A 15,823-nucleotide genomic window follows, 5' to 3' on the forward strand; every position below is an offset into this window, starting at 1 on the left:
GGCGACGAAGCAGCAAGCGGCGGTCGCTCGGACGCGAGCCACAAGAGGGCCGCGAACACCCAGCGCCGCAGGCGCTGCAAATTCAACACAGTAGGATTGCCAGGTGTCTCCGGCCGATCGTGCGAACAGTCGACGCCGCCAGCCTCGGCGCCGCGGTTCGGCCGCCAATGCCGCCAAGCCGCGGATGCGCACGGTGCGCGAGACCTCGGCGGGCGGACTCGTCGTCGACGGCTTGGACGGTCCTCGGGAGTCGCGCAGTGCGGCCCTCATCGGACGCACCGATCGCCGCGGGCGGTTACTGTGGTCGCTGCCGAAGGGACATATCGAAGAAGGTGAGACCGCCGAGCAGACCGCGATCCGCGAGGTCGCCGAGGAGACCGGCATCAACGGTGTCGTGGTCGCCGAACTCGGCAGTATCGATTACTGGTTCGTGACCGACGGTCGGCGGGTACACAAAACGGTGCATCATTATCTGCTGCGTTCGGTCGGTGGTGAACTGTCCGACGCCGACGTGGAAGTGACCCAGGTCGCCTGGGTCCCGTTGAGTGAATTGAATTCTCGGCTGGCCTACGCCGACGAGCGGCGGCTGGCGGAGATGGCGAACAAGCTGATCGACCGGATGGAGACCGGCAAGCGATGACGCGTGGACTGTTCCGGATCTTCGTGGCGGTCCTGACCATCCTCGGCCCGGTGACGACGCTGCCACTGTTCGATTCCGCGTCGGCCGCAGCGCAACCTACCGGGTCGGGCACCTCGACGAATCCCAAATTCCTGAAGCTGTCCCTCGATTCGGTGACGCCGACCACAGTGACCACCGGCAGCGATTCCGTGCTCACGGTCTCGGGCACGGTCACGAATATCGGCGACCGTGTGGTGGACGACGTCAGCATCCGTGTCCAGCGGGCGGCGGCGATCACCGCGCCGGCCGGGCTGCGCGCCACTCTGCGCCTCGACGAGGCCAATTACGACGTGTACGGCGACTTCGAGGATGTCGCGCAGCGGCTGAATCCGGGGCAGCGCAAACAGTTCACACTGAGCATCCCGTTGCGCTCCGAGAGCGGCGCCACATCGCTCGGCATCACCGAACCGGGCGTCTACCCGCTGCTGCTGAACGTGAACGGCGAACCGGCGTATGGCACGCAGGCCAGGCTCGACGACGCCAGGTTCCTGCTCCCGGTGCTCGGCGTGCCGCCCGTCACGGGTGAGCAGGCGCCGTCGGTGACCGCGCCCACCGACGCCCCGGTGGCCACGACGCTGCTGTGGCCGCTGGCCGACCGGCCGAGGCAGGTCGGTGGACGTCCGGGCAGCGTGGACGGCAAGGTGGAACTCACCGACGACGAACTGGCCGCTTCGCTCGGCAAGGGCGGCCGTCTCGATCAACTGCTGGCCGCGCTGGAGGGGACGCTGAGCCCCGGCGCAGGCCGCAACGCCGATCTGGCTTCGGCCGTGTGCCTTGCCGTCGATCCCGACCTTCTGCTCACGGTGCGCGCGATGACCAGGGGTTATCGCGTGCTGGCCAGCCCGTCCGATCCCGACGGGGCGACCAGGGCGGGCGCGGGCGCCGAACAGGCCCAGACCTGGCTGGACCGGCTGCGCACGCTGGCGGGGTCGATGTGCACCGTGGCGCTGCCCTTCGCGCAGGTCGATCTCACCGCGCTGGCCTCGGTCAACGATCCGGCGCTGTCCGCGCGCGCGATCGGCGAACCGGGCGAGATCATCGACTCCATCCTGTCCACCCGATCGGTGCGCGGGGTCAGCCTGCCGGATTCCGGCAGCATCGACGAGGGCGCGGGGCGCCTGTTGCGCAGCCACGGTTTCAGCACCGCGGTGCTCGCCTCGACGGCGGCCGTTCCACAGGACAGCGTGGACTGGGCGCAGTCGAGCAGTGAAAGCGGCCGGACCACAGCCGGTGTGAGCGATGCGGGATCCACGGCGGACCCGGTGAGCCCGGACGTGGTGCGACTGCCCGAGATCACCGCGATCCCGCCGACCGCATCGGTGCAGGCACCCCAGGTGACGGGCAGCCCGGCGCCGCCCGCCGCGGGTTCACCCGCTCCCGCCGCCGACCCGGCACTGCACGCGGTGACGTTCGACATCTGGTCCGCGACGGCGCTCGCCGCGGTGGGCTCGAATCCGCCCACCCCGCCCTTCACGCCGTCCCGGGTCCGCTACGACGTCACCAACGACTCGCGCGCCGCACGCTTGCAGGACGCTCTCGGGGCGATCTCGTGGAGCGCGCTGCACCCGGAGGCGAACCGATCGCGTTCGCTGATGCTCGTTCCGCCACAGCAGTGGGGTGCGAACCGGGAGGAGGCGACCGCACTGCTGCGCCAAGTCGACCAGTTGCTGCGCGGCAATCTCGCCACCGCGCGTCCGTTCCACGATCTGGTGGCGCTGCCGCCTGACCCGCAGCCCTACGCGCTGGACTATCTGTCGCAGGCGGCGCAGGACGCGGTGCCGGACCGGTTCCTGCCGCCCGTGCGCGAGCAGAGCCGTCGAATCACCGAGATGATGCGCGCACTGGTCGACGTACCGGAGGCCGAACCGACGCCGCACGACTTCCTGACACCGCTGCGCGACGATCTGCTGCGGGTGCTCAGCCTCTCCGATCGGCGTGCCGACGATGCCGCGCCGCCGGACACGTTCGCCCAGCGGCGGCTGGACCAGAACACGCGGACGATGGACAAGCTCTATCGCTCGGTCACCGTGCTTCCGCCGGGCGGCGTGTACACGCTCGCGTCCGAGCAGAGCCCCCTGCTGTTGGTCGCGCGCAACGATCTCCCGGTGGCCATTCGGGTGCGCTTCCGGATCGAGGCGCCGGCCGAGACGGAGATCACCGACCCCGGCGAACAGCAGCTCCCGGCGAACGGGTCGCGCTCGTTCCAGGTCCCGACCGAGGTGAGCGACAGCCGGAACCTGGTCATTCCGATCTCGCTCACCACGCCGGAGGGCGTCGCGCTCGGCAATCCCACCCAGGTCTCGGTGCGTTCGAATGCCTACGGCAAGGCGTTGGCGATAATTACGGGATGCGCCGCACTCCTGCTGCTCCTGCTGGCCGGCCGCCGTTTGTGGCGCCGGTTCCGCGGGCAGCCGGATCCGGCCGACGAGGGTTTCGATCCGGGCACCAGGCGCCGGGTCAACCGGTATCGGCGGGCGCGCCGGCGCGTATTGCGGGCGCAGGAACAAGAACAGGAGCAGCTGCAGGAGACGCGGTGAGGGATCCTGCTTCGATCGAGTCACGGAAACCGCTGCTACCTGCGTTGATGTGGTGCAGTGCGGTGCCGTGTGGCACGGTGGAGGACAATCACGGTGTTCCCGAGCCGGTCCGGTCCGGGCGGGGAGCACTGACACAATGTTCGCCGACCACGGCGAACCTTTGCGGCGAGCCGCGGCTCACCGCACCGATGGGGGTGCGGATATCCCGGCTGGTACAGGAGGCATGATGAGCGACGATGACATATCGGCTCATCGCCCTCGACCAAACGACCAGCTCGACGGGCCGCCGGTGCGCCGAGCGCCGGTCGCGCCGTGGGAACGCAGCCCGGCTCCGGGCGAAGCCGACCATCCCGGCGTGAACGCCGGCCCGCACAACGACGAGCAGGCACCGCTGGTGCCACGGATCAGTCGTCCTCCGGCGGCACCGCAGCCGCGGCCGGGTCAGCGCATGCCCCCGCCGCCACCACCCGGCGCACAGCCGAGGCCACCCGTGCCGCCGCCGCCGCGTCCTGGCCCCGTGCCGAACCCGAACCCACGGCAGTATCCCGCTGCGCCGCCGCCGGCCGGTCCGGGACAACCGCGACCGGTTCCGCCCGGTCCGGCTCGTCCGGGACCTGCGCCTTCCGGCCCTCCCGGCGGCGCCCCTCGGCAGGCGCCACTCGCCCCACCACGTGCGCCGCAGTCCGGCGCGATTCCGGCCGCGCCGCGTCCACCTCGGTCCGGCGCGATTCCGGCGGTGCCCCGTCCTCCACAGTCGGGTCCGATCCCGGCCGCGCCGCGTCCACCCCGCTCCGGGCCGATCCCGGTCGCCACGCCGGAATCCGATCGCGTACCGCCGCCGCGCTACGCTCCGCCGCCGCCGCAGCAGTACCCGCCACCACCGCGGCAACGGCCCGCCGCCCCGGTCCGGCACGAGCCCGCGGAACCGGATCGCCCGAGGACCAGGGAGTGGCCCGCGGCCACCGCCACCGCGGAACCGCCGAAGGCAGACGATTCGAAGCAGAGTGCGAGTTCCCGGCTCCTCAGTGACTCGGGATCGATCGCGTTCGCGACCCTGATCAGCAGGATCACCGGATTCGGTAAGCAACTGCTGCTGCTGACGGTGCTCGGCCCGGCCATCGCCAGCGCGTTCACCGTCGCCAGCCAGATTCCGAACATGATCGCGGAACTGGTGCTCGGCGCGGTGCTCACGGCGATCGTGGTGCCCACGTTGGTGCGCGCGGAGCAGGAGGATCCGGATCGCGGTGCGGCGTTCGTGCGGCGCCTGGTGACCGCGGCTTTCGTGGTCCTGGCCACCGCCGCGTTGTTGGCGACGGCCGCGGCGCCGGTGCTGACCACCCATGTCTTCCTGTCCGACGACGGCAAGGTCAACACCGCGCTCACCACCGCACTGGCTTTCCTGCTGTTGCCCGCGATCCTGTTCTACGGCATGTCGGCGCTGCTCACGGCGATCCTGAACACCCGGCAGATGTTCAAGCCCGGCGCTTGGGCGCCGGTGCTGAACAACGTTGTCGTGCTCACCGTGCTCGGCTTGTACGTCCTGATGCCCGGCGAGATCACGCTGGATCCGGTCCGCATGAGCGACCCGAAGCTGCTGGTGCTCGGCGTCGGCGTCACTGTCGGGGTCGTGGTGCAGGCGGTCAGCCTCCTTCCGGCCATCCGCAGGGCGGGCATCGACCTGCGCCCGCTGTGGGGGGTCGACGCTCGCCTCAAGCAGTTCGGCGGCATGGGCGCGGCGATCATCCTGTACGTGCTGATCAGCCAGGCGGGCTTCGTCTTCGCCACGCGGATTTCGTCGCATGCCGACGCGGCGGGCCCGGCGATCTACAACAACGCGTGGCTGCTGCTGCAATTGCCGTACGGCGTGCTCGGTGTCACGGTGCTCACCGCGATCATGCCGCGGCTGAGCCGCAATGCGGCCGCCGACGACACGCCCGCGGTGGTCGACGATCTCTCCGCCGCCACCCGGTTGACCATGATCGCGCTGGTCCCGGTGGTCACCTTCCTCACGCTGGCCGGTCCCCAGGTCGGGCAAGCGCTCTACGGCTACGGCAACTTCGGATCGGACGCCGAACGGCTCGGCCTCGCGGTCAGCTGGTCGGCGTTCGCGCTGATCCCGTACTCGCTGGTGCTGATCCACTTGCGGGTGTTCTACGCCAGGGAGCAGGCGTGGATTCCGACCTGGATCATCCTCGGCATCACCGCCGCCAAGATCGTCTTCTCCGCGCTGGCTCCGGTGATCACCGACGCGGAGCACGTGGTGATCGCGCTCGGCGTCGCGAACGGCCTCGGGTTCACGGTCGGCGCCGTGGTGGGCGGCTGGCTGCTGCACCGCAGCCTCGGTGATCTTCGGATGGCCAATGTCGGCCGCACAGTGACCCGTGTCGTGCTTGCGTCACTCGCGGGCGGCGCGGTGATGTGGATCGTGGACCGGGTACTCGGCCTGGATCGATTGACCGCGTCCTTCCACGGCCCGGGCTCGCTGATCCGGGTGGCGATCACGGCGATCGTCATGTTCGCGGTGGCCTTCGGCCTGATGCGACTCGCCGGAATCCCGGAGATCGTGGCCATCACCGTGGCCATCTCGCGGCGCCTCGGCTGGACCCCGCCTGCACCGGATCTCGACCTGGAGAGCCCGGTCGAAGATCCTTATGTCACGCAGGTACTGCGCAGGCCCGACCCCTACTTGGCGTACCCGCGGTTCGATCCGTACATGGATGCCCAGACCATGGTGCTGCCGGTAATCAGACCCGATGCCGTTGACCGCACCGGCATGGGTGAGTTCCCGTACCCTGTTCGGCAGAGAAGCACAAGTGGCGAATTCGCCGGAACCTCGACATATCAGGGCGAAGGAGGACCGAGGGTGAGCGACGACGCGGTGGGCGGCGTCCCAGCCGCCGATTCTTCTGCGACCACGCCCGGCGGACTGTCCACCGATGTTCCGCCGACCGCGGGGGAGCCGTTGGATCCCGCGTACGCGAACAAGGAGTCGGGGACGGCTCCGCCGGACGCGGCGAGACCGCAGGAGAATCAGCTGCCGCCACGGGATCCGATGTACGACACCGGGATGATCCCGGTCGGCTCGCCGGAGATGCCGCCGATGGGTGGCGAGAACTTGGGCGCACGGCGGATTCCGCGCGGTCCCAAGCTCATTCCGGGAGCTTCGGTGGCCGGCGGGCGTTATCGTCTGCTGGCCGGCCACGGCGGTGCCCGCGGCTTGAAGTTCTGGCAGGCGCTGGATATCAAACTCGATCGCGAGGTCGCACTGACCTTCGTCGACGCCGATCAGAAGGCGACGGAGAACTCCGGCCAGGACGGCCCCCAGGCGATCCTGTCCCGGACGCTGCGCCTCGGCCGGATCAACTCGCCGGGTCTCGCCCGCGTTCTGGACGTCGTACGCGGCAGTTCCGGCGGCATCGTGGTGGCGGAGTGGACACCGGGCCGCTCGCTGCGCGAGATGGCCGAGACGGTCCCGTCGCCGATCGGTGCGGCGCGCGCGATCCGCGCCCTCGCCTCGGCGGCCGAGCTGGCCCACCGCGGCGGTGGCTCGTTGTCCATCGACCATCCCGACCGGGTGCGCATCAGCGCCTCGGGCGATGCGGTGCTGGCCTTCCCCGGCACCCTCTCCGACTCCGACGCGCAGTCCGACGTGCGCGGTCTCGGCGCCATGCTGTACGCGCTGATCACCGCCCGCTGGCCGATTCGCTCGGGCGGTGTCAGCGGATCCGCCGCGACCGTCGGCGGACTCCGGTTCGCCGACTTCGGCCCGGATGGCACTCCGGTGGAGCCGCGCCAGATCCGTCCCGAGGTGCCGTTCGAGATCTCCGCGGTCGCCGTGCGCTCGCTGGAGTCGAACAAGGGCGTGCGGACGGCGGCGACGGTCCAGCATGTGCTGGAGCAGGCGTCGGTGGTCGATCAGAAGACCGATTTCATCCCGGTGCTCCGGCTCGGCCAACGCGCGCCCGCGAACATGGACGACTCGCTCGCCGATCCGGAACTGCTCGCGGCAGAACGTGAACGCTCGCAGCGGATGATGTGGATCATGGTCGGCCTCGGCATCCTCGCCGCGCTGGTGGTCGGCGTCGTCATCTGGTGGATGGTCAGTTTCTTCGCGCCGAGCGCGTCGGAGGCGCCGCTGAACGAGCAGCGCAATATCGGCCTGACCACGAACAACCAGCCGGCTCCGACGCCCGCGGCCGCGGGCCCGAATCTCACCGCGACCGGTGCTCCGGTCCCGGTGACCGGGGTGTCGGTGTTCTCGCCGGAGGGCACCGCCGACGGCGTGGCCAATGTGCAGGCGGTGCTGGACAACGATCCGGGCACGCAGTGGCGCACCGATCAGTACTTCCAGCAGTTCCCTGCGCTCAAGAAGGGGGTCGGGCTGCTGGCGACGCTGCCCGCCCCCGCCAAGCTCACGAATGTCTCGATCAACTCGCCCAGCGCGGGCACGTCGGTGGAGATCCGCACCTCTCCCACCGGCTCGCCGACGCTGGATCAGACCCAGCTGATCGGTTCCGCCCGGCTGGACGACGGCGTCACCGACATCCCGGTGCGCGCCGACCAGGCCGCCCGCTACGTTCTCGTCTGGATCACCGGACTGGGGAATTCCGGAGGACAGTTCCAGACCGCTATCGCCGACATCCGTTTCGACGCCGCGCCGTAGAGCGCGGCTCCGCTTCCACCGCACATTCCTTCGTGCGGGCCACTCGTAGCGCACGGTTGATCGTCGCGCATTCCTCCGTATTCCGATCGCTCACTTGGTTGCTGCCAAAACGTTACGGGCGATATGATCTTGGAGCGCTCTCAGCAGGGGAGCTTCCCGGGTACCGGCGTTTCGGTCCTGGATGCTGCGAGATCTCGGTGATGGTCAACGATGCCGTTGCCGCCGTGAGGGCCGTCCAAGGGGTTGGCATTGTCGTCCGAAGTGAACGAGGAGCTCGGCAGGGGGGCGTCGCGGCCGGTGATGTGTCACGAGCGTTCCTTCGTCCTCGGTGAGAGCACCGATGTGGAGTTGTTGCGGGCGCATGTGAATGGTCAGCGGCATGCGTTCGCCGAGTTACTGCGCAGGCACAACGATCATCTGTGGCAGACGGCGTTGCGTACTTCGTATACGCGTGAGGACGCGGCTGATTCGTTGCAGGATGCGTTGTTGTCGGCGCATCGCACCGCCGGGGCGTTTCGTGCGGAGGCGGAAGTGCGTAGCTGGTTGCATGCGATCGTGGTGAACGCGTGCCTGGATCGGATCCGTCGCAACAAGACCAGGCGCGCGTTGTCGTTGTCGCCGGAGACGATGCCCGAGCCCAGAAACGAGCGCGACGAGATGGCGGCGGTGGAGATGTCGATGGTCATCGATCGTGCGTTGTTCTCGTTGCCGCCGGAGCAGCGGACCGCGTTGGTCGCGGTGGATGTGGAGGGGTATAGCGTGGCCGAGGCGGCCGCGTTGCTCGGTGTGCCCGAGGGAACGATCAAGAGCCGGTGCGCTCGCGCGCGGCAGCGATTGAAAGAGCGATTGGATTATCTGCGTGATCCGGGGAACCGGAGGTAGTTGGGATGCGTCATTAATAGTGACGAACCACTGAACGATTCAGAGGCAGGTCCCGTCGGCGAGGGGATCCCCGCGATGTCAGATGCGAACAACGGAGGTGCGATGGCTACCCGGTCCGTGCCGCAGCCCCCGTTCACGCCCGAATTGCTGGCCGACCTGCATGCCGACAACATGACATCAGCGCAGCGCGAGCAGTTGTGGCCCGCGGTCTCGCGCGACCCGGAGGCAGTGCGGTACCTGCACGCGTTGGATAAGGTCACCACCGAGTTGCGTGCTCTCGGCCGGGATGAGCGCATCGTTCATTCGATGCCGCAGGACGTGGCGGCACGGCTCGCTCTGTTCGTCGACGAACTGGAACCACCCGAGGACGCTCCTGCGGAGGACGCCACGGTTCACGAGCTTCCCTCCGCCTGGGCGCGCGAATCCACTGCGGGAGCAAAAGTTTCCGAACACGTGCCGGTGGTGCTCGATGAGCACCGGCGTGGCAGATCGCGCTGGCTGGCTGCGGCGGCCGCGGCGATCGTCACGGTGGCGGGCGCCGGTGCCTGGTTCTCGACGTCGTTCGACGGCGATGCCCCCGCGCCCACCGCACAGCCGACCACCGGGAACGACGATTGGGGCGACGATCTCACCGCCACCGTGGCCCTCAGCGCACTCGGCAGGCACAACGTCACCGGATCGCTGGCCGGCCCGGACGCACTCGAGCGTTGTGTCCGGGCGAACGGTCTCGACCGCACGGTGCTCGGGTCTACCGACATCAGGTTCCAGGGCGGCAACGCGGTGCTCATCCTGCTCAGCGGCCCGAAGCCGCCTGAGATCACTACGCCGCCGCAGGGGATCACCACGCTGGTGCCGCAGCACAAGATCACCGCGCTGGTCGTCGGAACCGGTTGTGATATCGGCGATCCCCAGCGCAGAGCACTTCAGGACATCGGCTGACCTTGCGATCTGGGCCACGAACAGGGGTGTGACCCGGACGACCCGGGAACAACACCCATTACCCTGTTGTTGACCGACACGTCCGATCGAATCTTCCCGGAAGGGCCCCATGAGCGAGCGTAGCGAGCAGAGAAACGACACCGGCACGCCAGTTCGCGACCTGATCATCATCGGCTCCGGGCCCGCCGGCTACACGGCCGCCGTCTACGCCGGCCGCGCCGAGCTTCAGCCGCTGCAGTTCGAGGGGACCCAATTCGGCGGTGCGTTGATGACCACTACCGAAGTCGAGAACTTCCCGGGCTTCCGCGGCGGCATCATGGGCCCTGACCTGATGGAGGAGATGCGCGAGCAGGCCAAACGGTTCGGCGCGGACATCCGCACCGAGGACGTGGATGCCGTCGACCTGACCGGTCCGATCAAGAAGGTCGTCGTCGGCGGGGAGACCTTCGAGTCCTACGCCGTCATCCTCGCCATGGGTTCGGCCGCGCGCTACCTGAACGTTCCGGGGGAACAGCGCTTGCTCGGCCGCGGTGTCAGCGCCTGCGCCACCTGCGACGGCTTCTTCTTCAAGGGCCAGGACATCGTGGTGGTCGGCGGCGGCGACTCCGCGATGGAAGAGGCCACCTTCTTGACCAAGTTCGCCTCCAGCGTCACCATCGTGCACCGCCGGGAGGAGTTCCGCGCCTCCCGCATCATGGTGGAGCGGGCGAAGGCGAACGAGAAGATCAAGTTCGTGCTGAACGCCGAAGTGGCCGAGGTGCACGGGGAAACCAGCGTCACCCACCTGACCTTGCGTGACACCCGGACCGGCGAGACCTCCGAGCTGGCCGCCACCGGCCTGTTCGTCGCGATCGGCCACGACCCGCGCAGCGAACTCGTCAAGGGCCAGCTCACGTTGGACGACGAAGGCTACGTGCTGGTGCAGCACCCGACCACCGCCACCGACATCCCCGGCGTGTTCGCCGCGGGCGATCTCGTCGACCACACCTACCGCCAGGCGATCACCGCCGCGGGCACGGGCTGCCGGGCGGCTATCGACGCCGAGCGCTGGTTGGCCGATCAGGGCGACATCACCTCGAACACCCTCTCCCACGCGGGTGAGTCGGTGACCGTCCCGGCCCACTGAGCTCGCGCGAACGAGCAATACCTTCCATCTCGCTGTATCGCAAGGAGAACATTCATGTCCGAGTCCGCCAACACGGTCACCGTCACCGACACGTCCTTTGCCGACGACGTGCTGCTGAGTGAGAAGCCCGTCCTCGTCGATTTCTGGGCCGACTGGTGCGGACCGTGCAAGATGGTCGCGCCCGTCCTGGAGGAGATCGCGGCCGCGTACGCGGACAAGTTGACCGTCGCGAAGGTGGACGTGGACGCCAACCCGAGCACCGCCCGCGATTATCAGATCCTCTCGCTGCCCACTATGATGCTGTTCCGCGGCGGTAAGCCGGTCAAGCAGATCGTCGGAGCGAAGGGTAAAGCGGCTCTACTGCGTGAACTCGAAGACGTCATCTGACGACGCGCCGTAGGATGCCTGGACCCGGGGATTGTCGAAACCCGGTCCAGGTCTGAGACAATCGACCGACGCTCCGGTCGTGCGAAGGTGTATCCCATCGCATGAGTGGGTACCCGCGAGTTTGACGGAAGGAAAGGGCTCTCACGCATGCACCGACTTCGTCACGGCGATTCCGGTCCAGCCGTAGCAGAGGTTCGGAGCACCCTGGCAAGCCTCGGGTTCCTACACGCGCACGTCGCTGTCGATCACGCGGACGCACGCGAGTACTGGAAGGACACCGAAGTCTCCTTCGACCACCACCTCGACTCCGCGGTTCGCGCCTTCCAGCAGCATCGCGGCTTGCTCGTCGATGGCGTGGTCGGCCCGGCTACCTACCGGGCACTGAAGGAAGCGTCTTACCGGCTCGGCGCGCGCACGCTGATCTACCAGCTGTCCGCGCCGCTGTACGGCGACGACGTGGCCACGCTGCAGCGCAGGCTGCAGGACCTCGGCTTCTACGTGTTCCGCGTCGACGGCTACTTCGGTCCGCACACCCATGACGCGCTGACCGCCTTCCAGCGGGAGATCGGGCTGTCCGCGGACGGCATCTGCGGTCCCGACACCCTGCGTTCGCTGGATCTGCTCGGCGCCAGGGTGACCGGAGGCAATCCGCACCGGATCGCCGAGGAAGAGGTGGTGCACCGGGCGGGGCCACAGCTGACCGGCAAGCGGATCGTCATAGATCCGGGTCTCGGCGGTCCCGACAAGGGTTGCGCCGTGCCCTCCGAGTACGGCGAGGTCTACGAGTCGGAAATCCTCTGGGACCTGGCCAGCCGTCTAGAAGGGCGAATGGCTGCCACGGGCATGGAGACCTTCCTGTCGCGTCCGTGGGGCGCCAACCCCACCGACGCCGAACGCGCGGACACGTCCAACGCCTTCGACGCCGACCTGATGATCTCGCTGCGCTGCGCCATCAACCCGAGCCCGCTGGCCAACGGTGTGGCCGGGTTCTACTTCGGCAACTCGCACGGCTCGGTTTCCATGATCGGGCAGGTGCTGGCCGGCTTCATCCAGCGGGAAGTCGTCGCCCGAACCTCTCTGCAGGACTGCCGGACCCATGCACGGACCTGGGATCTGCTGCGTCTCACCAAAATGCCCACCGTGCAGGTCGACATCGGCTATCTGACCAACGAATACGATGCCTCGGTTCTCACCAACCCGCGCATGCGCGACGTGATCGCCGAAGCCATCCTGATCTCGGTGAAGCGCCTGTACCTGCTCGGGCAAGACGACCAGCCGACCGGTACCTACACGTTCGCGGAGCTGCTGGCCGAAGAGCTGGCCGCTGCGGACCGCATGTAGTTTCGCTTCTCGCACCCAGACGCCCCCTTGCCTTTCGATTCGGCAGGGGGCGTTTCGACGTCTGTCTCAGCGCGCTCCGATGCGGGTCGGCGTGGTCATCGATGCCGCCGCGAGCAGCTGATCCAGCGCCCGTTCGACGTCTTCCTTCCAGCCGTGGTCGGAGTCGAGTTCCAACCGCAAGCGCGGGAATCGGTGATGCTGGGCTACGACCTCGAAGCCGACATCTTCCAGGAAGTCGGCGTCGATCATGCAGCTCTCGGGTGAGCATTCGGTCGTCGCGCCCGCTGCGCCCGCTCCCTTGATAGGCGCGACGATCCGCTCGAGCAATGTCATAGAGCCGGATCGCTCCGCCAGTGCCTGCGTCGCCGGGTCGGTGCGGATGCCGAACGCTTCCAGAGCGCGCACGCCACGGCGCACCAGATCGGCTACCACGCCCTGGACCAGGCGATGGGCCACATCAGCATCCCGATACGGGAATTCGGCCCGCAGCGTGGTCAGCAGGATCGCGTCCGGGCTTACAGGGGAGGTGGGGAAGAGCCCGGCCCGCGGTACCACGCTCGGCGGTGCGTAGAAGGCGCAGCCGGCGACGCTGCCGTCGACGTTCGCCACCTGTCCGCAGGAACCCCAGTCCAGCATGACCGTGGACAGCCAAGCTTCCTTCTCGAACACCGGATCGCTGAAATTGCGCGAGTCCTCCGCTACCGCGGGGTCCATCTCCCAGAAGACGCAACGCCGCGCATGCGCGGGAAGCTTTTCCAGTCCGCCGAGGGTTAGTGCTGTGACGCTGGTCGACACCGCTCTGCTCAGCCTCCAGCTGTCCGATTCATCCACGCTCACGTCGCATCAAAGTTTGCTCGCCAGCAAGAATAAGCGATCAAGGGGAACCCGCCTCATTCCATGTCGCTGTGCTGTTGGTCAGAAGAACCTGTGTTGCTTCGCCGGGAGCGATGAGCGATCCGCGACCGCGGGAGACTCTGCTGTCACAGTGACGTTTCGCCCGAGGGCCCGCATCTATCGAAAACACGAGTTCAATTTCGTCACTTCTGTCACACCTGGGGCGCGCTCTGCTCCATCAGGGCGACAATCCGTTCGAGGTCTTCGACCGAGCCGAACTCGACGACGATCTTGCCTTTGCGCTTGCCCATACTCACGAGGACCCGGGTGTCATAGGAGCCGGACAGCCGATCGGCCACTGCTTGTAGGCCTGGCATTTCGATCGGCTTGCGACGAACGACGGGAGAGGGCGCAGCCGCGTCCTGCTCTCGGTTCGCCAGCATGACAGCTTCCTCGGTGGCCCGGACCGAGAGTCCCTCGGCGACGATTCGGGCGGCGAGCACCTCTTGGGCGTCCGCACCCGCTTCGAGACCGAGCAGTGCTCGCGCGTGTCCGGCGGACAGTACGCCCGCCGCGACCCGGCGCTGCACCGGGATCGGCAACTTCAGTAGACGGATCATATTCGTCACAACCGGTCGGGAGCGGCCGATTCGCGCGGCCAATTCCTCGTGGGTGACGTCGAATTCCTCCAGCAACTGCTGGTAGGCCGCGGCCTCTTCGAGCGGGTTCAGCTGCACCCGGTGGATGTTCTCCAACAGGGCGTCGCGCAGCATCGACTCGTCCGCCGTCTCCCGCACGATCGCGGGAATGGCGGCCAGGCCCGCCTCCTGGCACGCTCGCCAGCGCCGCTCGCCCATCACCAGCTGATAGCGGTCCACGCCCGGCTCGGTCCGGCGCACCACGATCGGCTGCATCAGACCGAATTCACGGATCGAATGCACCAACTCGGCCAGTGCGTCTTCTTCGAAAACTGTGCGCGGCTGCTTCGGATTCGGCTCGATCTGATCCGGCGGGATCTCCCGATAGACAGCTCCGCCGACCTCGAGTTCGGCGTTCTCGGCGGGATCCGGTACCCGATGCAGGTAGGTGGAGGGGGGCTGCGGCCCGATCGGATCCAGGCCGATGACACTCGCAGCGGCGCTGCTGAGACCCGGAGATGCCGTCGGTGTCGTCGGAATCAGCGCCGCGAGACCGCGCCCGAGACCACCCTTCTTCGCCTGACTCATCGGTCTACCGACCCCTTCCTCGTTCCGCCACCAAACGCGACTGTGCCGAGCGTCGGCCCGGCCTGCCGGGTCACTCCGCCGACTTCGTCGCGGCGACGCGCGGGACCGCGCGGGCCGCCATCTCGCGTCCGGCATCCAGGTAGCTCATCGCGCCCCGGGAGCCTGGATCATAATCGAGCACCGTCATGCCGTAGCCCGGCGCCTCCGACACCTTCACACTGCGTGGGATCACCGATCGCAACACGACATCGCCGAAGTGCCCGCGAACCTCCTCGGCGACCTGGTCGGCCAATTTGGTGCGTCCGTCGTACATCGTGAGGATCACGGTCGAGACGTGGAGTTCCGGATTCAGATGCGCCTGTACCAGTCCGATATTGCGGAGCAACTGACCGACGCCCTCCAGCGCGTAGTACTCGCACTGGATCGGGATGAGCACCTCCTTCGCCGCGACGAGCGCGTTCACCGTCAGCAGACCCAAGGAAGGAGGGCAGTCGATCATCACGTAATCGATGTCGTAGCCGGCGATATTCGCCTCTTGGATTGCGGATTTCAACCGCCCCTCCCTGGCCACCATCGACACCAGTTCGATCTCGGCGCCTGCCAGATCGATGGTCGCGGGGATGCACAGGAGACGCTCGCTGTGCGGGCTCGTCTGGATCGCGTCCCTGACCGAGACCTCACCGATGAGCAGCTCGTAGCTGGAGGGGACACCCGAATGATGCTCGATGCCCAGAGCGGTGCTGGCGTTGCCCTGTGGATCGAGATCGATCACGAGAACCGTCATCCCCTGATGCGCCAGGGCAGCCGCCAGATTCACGGTGGTGGTCGTCTTGCCGACGCCACCCTTCTGATTGGCGATCGTGATGATGCGTTGCTCGTGCGGCTTCGGCACAGTCACCTTCCCTGGATGGAGGACCTGACTTGCACGTTGTGCTTCGGCAGCTATCGGGGTCTCACTGGGGGAGATGTGCCCGAACGGCGTATTTCCGAATGCCTCCGCGTCGAAATTGCTGGAGTCCAGCATCCCCGGCACGCGCGACGTTGTTTCCCGTGAAACATTCGCCGGACCGCTCGACATAGACAGCTCCTAACCCGAGAAACTTCAGAACACGTACGCGCGATGGGACGGATCGGCGCCGTGCCTGCAACAGCCTTTGTCGGATCGAACACGATGCACAACCGGGTCCGCGGCGCCCGATCGACCGAGCG

The 15,823-nt window shown here is 67.7% G+C and carries 12 protein-coding genes; 8 read left to right on the forward strand and 4 right to left on the reverse strand.

Annotated elements, in window-relative coordinates:
• Nucleotides 1-103 precede the first annotated feature (103 nt).
• Both ACFU5M_RS23680 and ACFU5M_RS23685 read left to right on the forward strand, forming a co-directional pair.
• On the forward strand, nt 104-640 hold the full coding sequence (locus ACFU5M_RS23680; RefSeq protein WP_043700556.1) for an NUDIX hydrolase: 537 nt from the start codon (nt 104-106) through the stop codon (nt 638-640).
• Nucleotides 637-3,216 (forward strand): DUF6049 family protein, encoded by a 2,580-nt coding sequence (locus tag ACFU5M_RS23685; RefSeq protein ID WP_379052688.1) that lies wholly within the window; start codon nt 637-639, stop codon nt 3,214-3,216. Before ACFU5M_RS23680 ends, ACFU5M_RS23685 begins: the two co-directional genes overlap by 4 nt.
• A gap of 404 nt (nt 3,217-3,620) precedes the next feature.
• Here the strand turns inward: ACFU5M_RS23685 and ACFU5M_RS23690 are convergent, their stop codons facing one another.
• Complete coding sequence (locus tag ACFU5M_RS23690) at nt 3,621-3,968, reverse strand: hypothetical protein (RefSeq protein WP_379052690.1); 348 nt, start codon at nt 3,966-3,968, stop codon at nt 3,621-3,623.
• Between ACFU5M_RS23690 and ACFU5M_RS23695 the strand changes: the two genes are divergently transcribed.
• From ACFU5M_RS23695 to ACFU5M_RS23720, 6 genes are all read left to right on the forward strand, one after another.
• Nucleotides 3,953-7,879: a murein biosynthesis integral membrane protein MurJ gene (locus tag ACFU5M_RS23695; RefSeq protein ID WP_379052691.1), complete on the forward strand. Its 3,927-nt coding sequence runs from the start codon at nt 3,953-3,955 to the stop codon at nt 7,877-7,879. The genes ACFU5M_RS23690 and ACFU5M_RS23695 overlap by 16 nt on opposite strands.
• 300 nt (nt 7,880-8,179) lie before the next feature.
• Nucleotides 8,180-8,761 (forward strand): RNA polymerase sigma factor SigM, encoded by a 582-nt coding sequence (sigM, locus tag ACFU5M_RS23700; RefSeq protein ID WP_379052722.1) that lies wholly within the window; start codon nt 8,180-8,182, stop codon nt 8,759-8,761.
• Nucleotides 8,762-8,863: 102 nt separating this feature from the next.
• Nucleotides 8,864-9,700, forward strand: a complete 837-nt coding sequence (locus ACFU5M_RS23705; protein ID WP_379052693.1) for a hypothetical protein — start codon at nt 8,864-8,866, stop codon at nt 9,698-9,700.
• Nucleotides 9,701-9,809: 109 nt separating this feature from the next.
• Entirely contained in the window at nt 9,810-10,826 is a 1,017-nt protein-coding gene (gene trxB, locus ACFU5M_RS23710) for a thioredoxin-disulfide reductase (protein WP_379052695.1), read from the forward strand.
• Between the two features lie 54 nt (nt 10,827-10,880).
• Nucleotides 10,881-11,213 carry a thioredoxin gene (gene trxA, locus ACFU5M_RS23715; RefSeq protein ID WP_379052696.1) on the forward strand — a complete coding sequence of 111 codons (333 nt, stop codon included), beginning with the start codon at nt 10,881-10,883 and terminating at the stop codon, nt 11,211-11,213.
• Between the two features lie 147 nt (nt 11,214-11,360).
• Entirely contained in the window at nt 11,361-12,554 is a 1,194-nt protein-coding gene (locus ACFU5M_RS23720) for an N-acetylmuramoyl-L-alanine amidase (RefSeq protein WP_379052698.1), read from the forward strand.
• 66 nt (nt 12,555-12,620) lie between these two features.
• Here ACFU5M_RS23720 and ACFU5M_RS23725 read toward each other — a convergent pair whose 3' ends face one another.
• The 3 genes from ACFU5M_RS23725 to ACFU5M_RS23735 all read right to left on the reverse strand — a co-directional run bounded on the left by ACFU5M_RS23725 (nt 12,621) and on the right by ACFU5M_RS23735 (nt 15,638).
• A complete protein-coding gene (locus tag ACFU5M_RS23725; RefSeq protein WP_379052699.1) occupies nt 12,621-13,349 on the reverse strand; it encodes a GNAT family N-acetyltransferase in 729 nt (242 codons plus the stop codon).
• A gap of 251 nt (nt 13,350-13,600) precedes the next feature.
• Nucleotides 13,601-14,614 (reverse strand): ParB/RepB/Spo0J family partition protein, encoded by a 1,014-nt coding sequence (locus ACFU5M_RS23730; protein ID WP_379052700.1) that lies wholly within the window; start codon nt 14,612-14,614, stop codon nt 13,601-13,603.
• A gap of 70 nt (nt 14,615-14,684) precedes the next feature.
• Entirely contained in the window at nt 14,685-15,638 is a 954-nt protein-coding gene (locus tag ACFU5M_RS23735; RefSeq protein ID WP_379052724.1) for a ParA family protein, read from the reverse strand.
• Nucleotides 15,639-15,823: the final 185 nt, after the last annotated feature.

This window comes from Nocardia sp. NPDC057455 (genome assembly GCF_042802775.1).
Lineage (GTDB): Bacteria > Actinomycetota > Actinomycetes > Mycobacteriales > Mycobacteriaceae > Nocardia.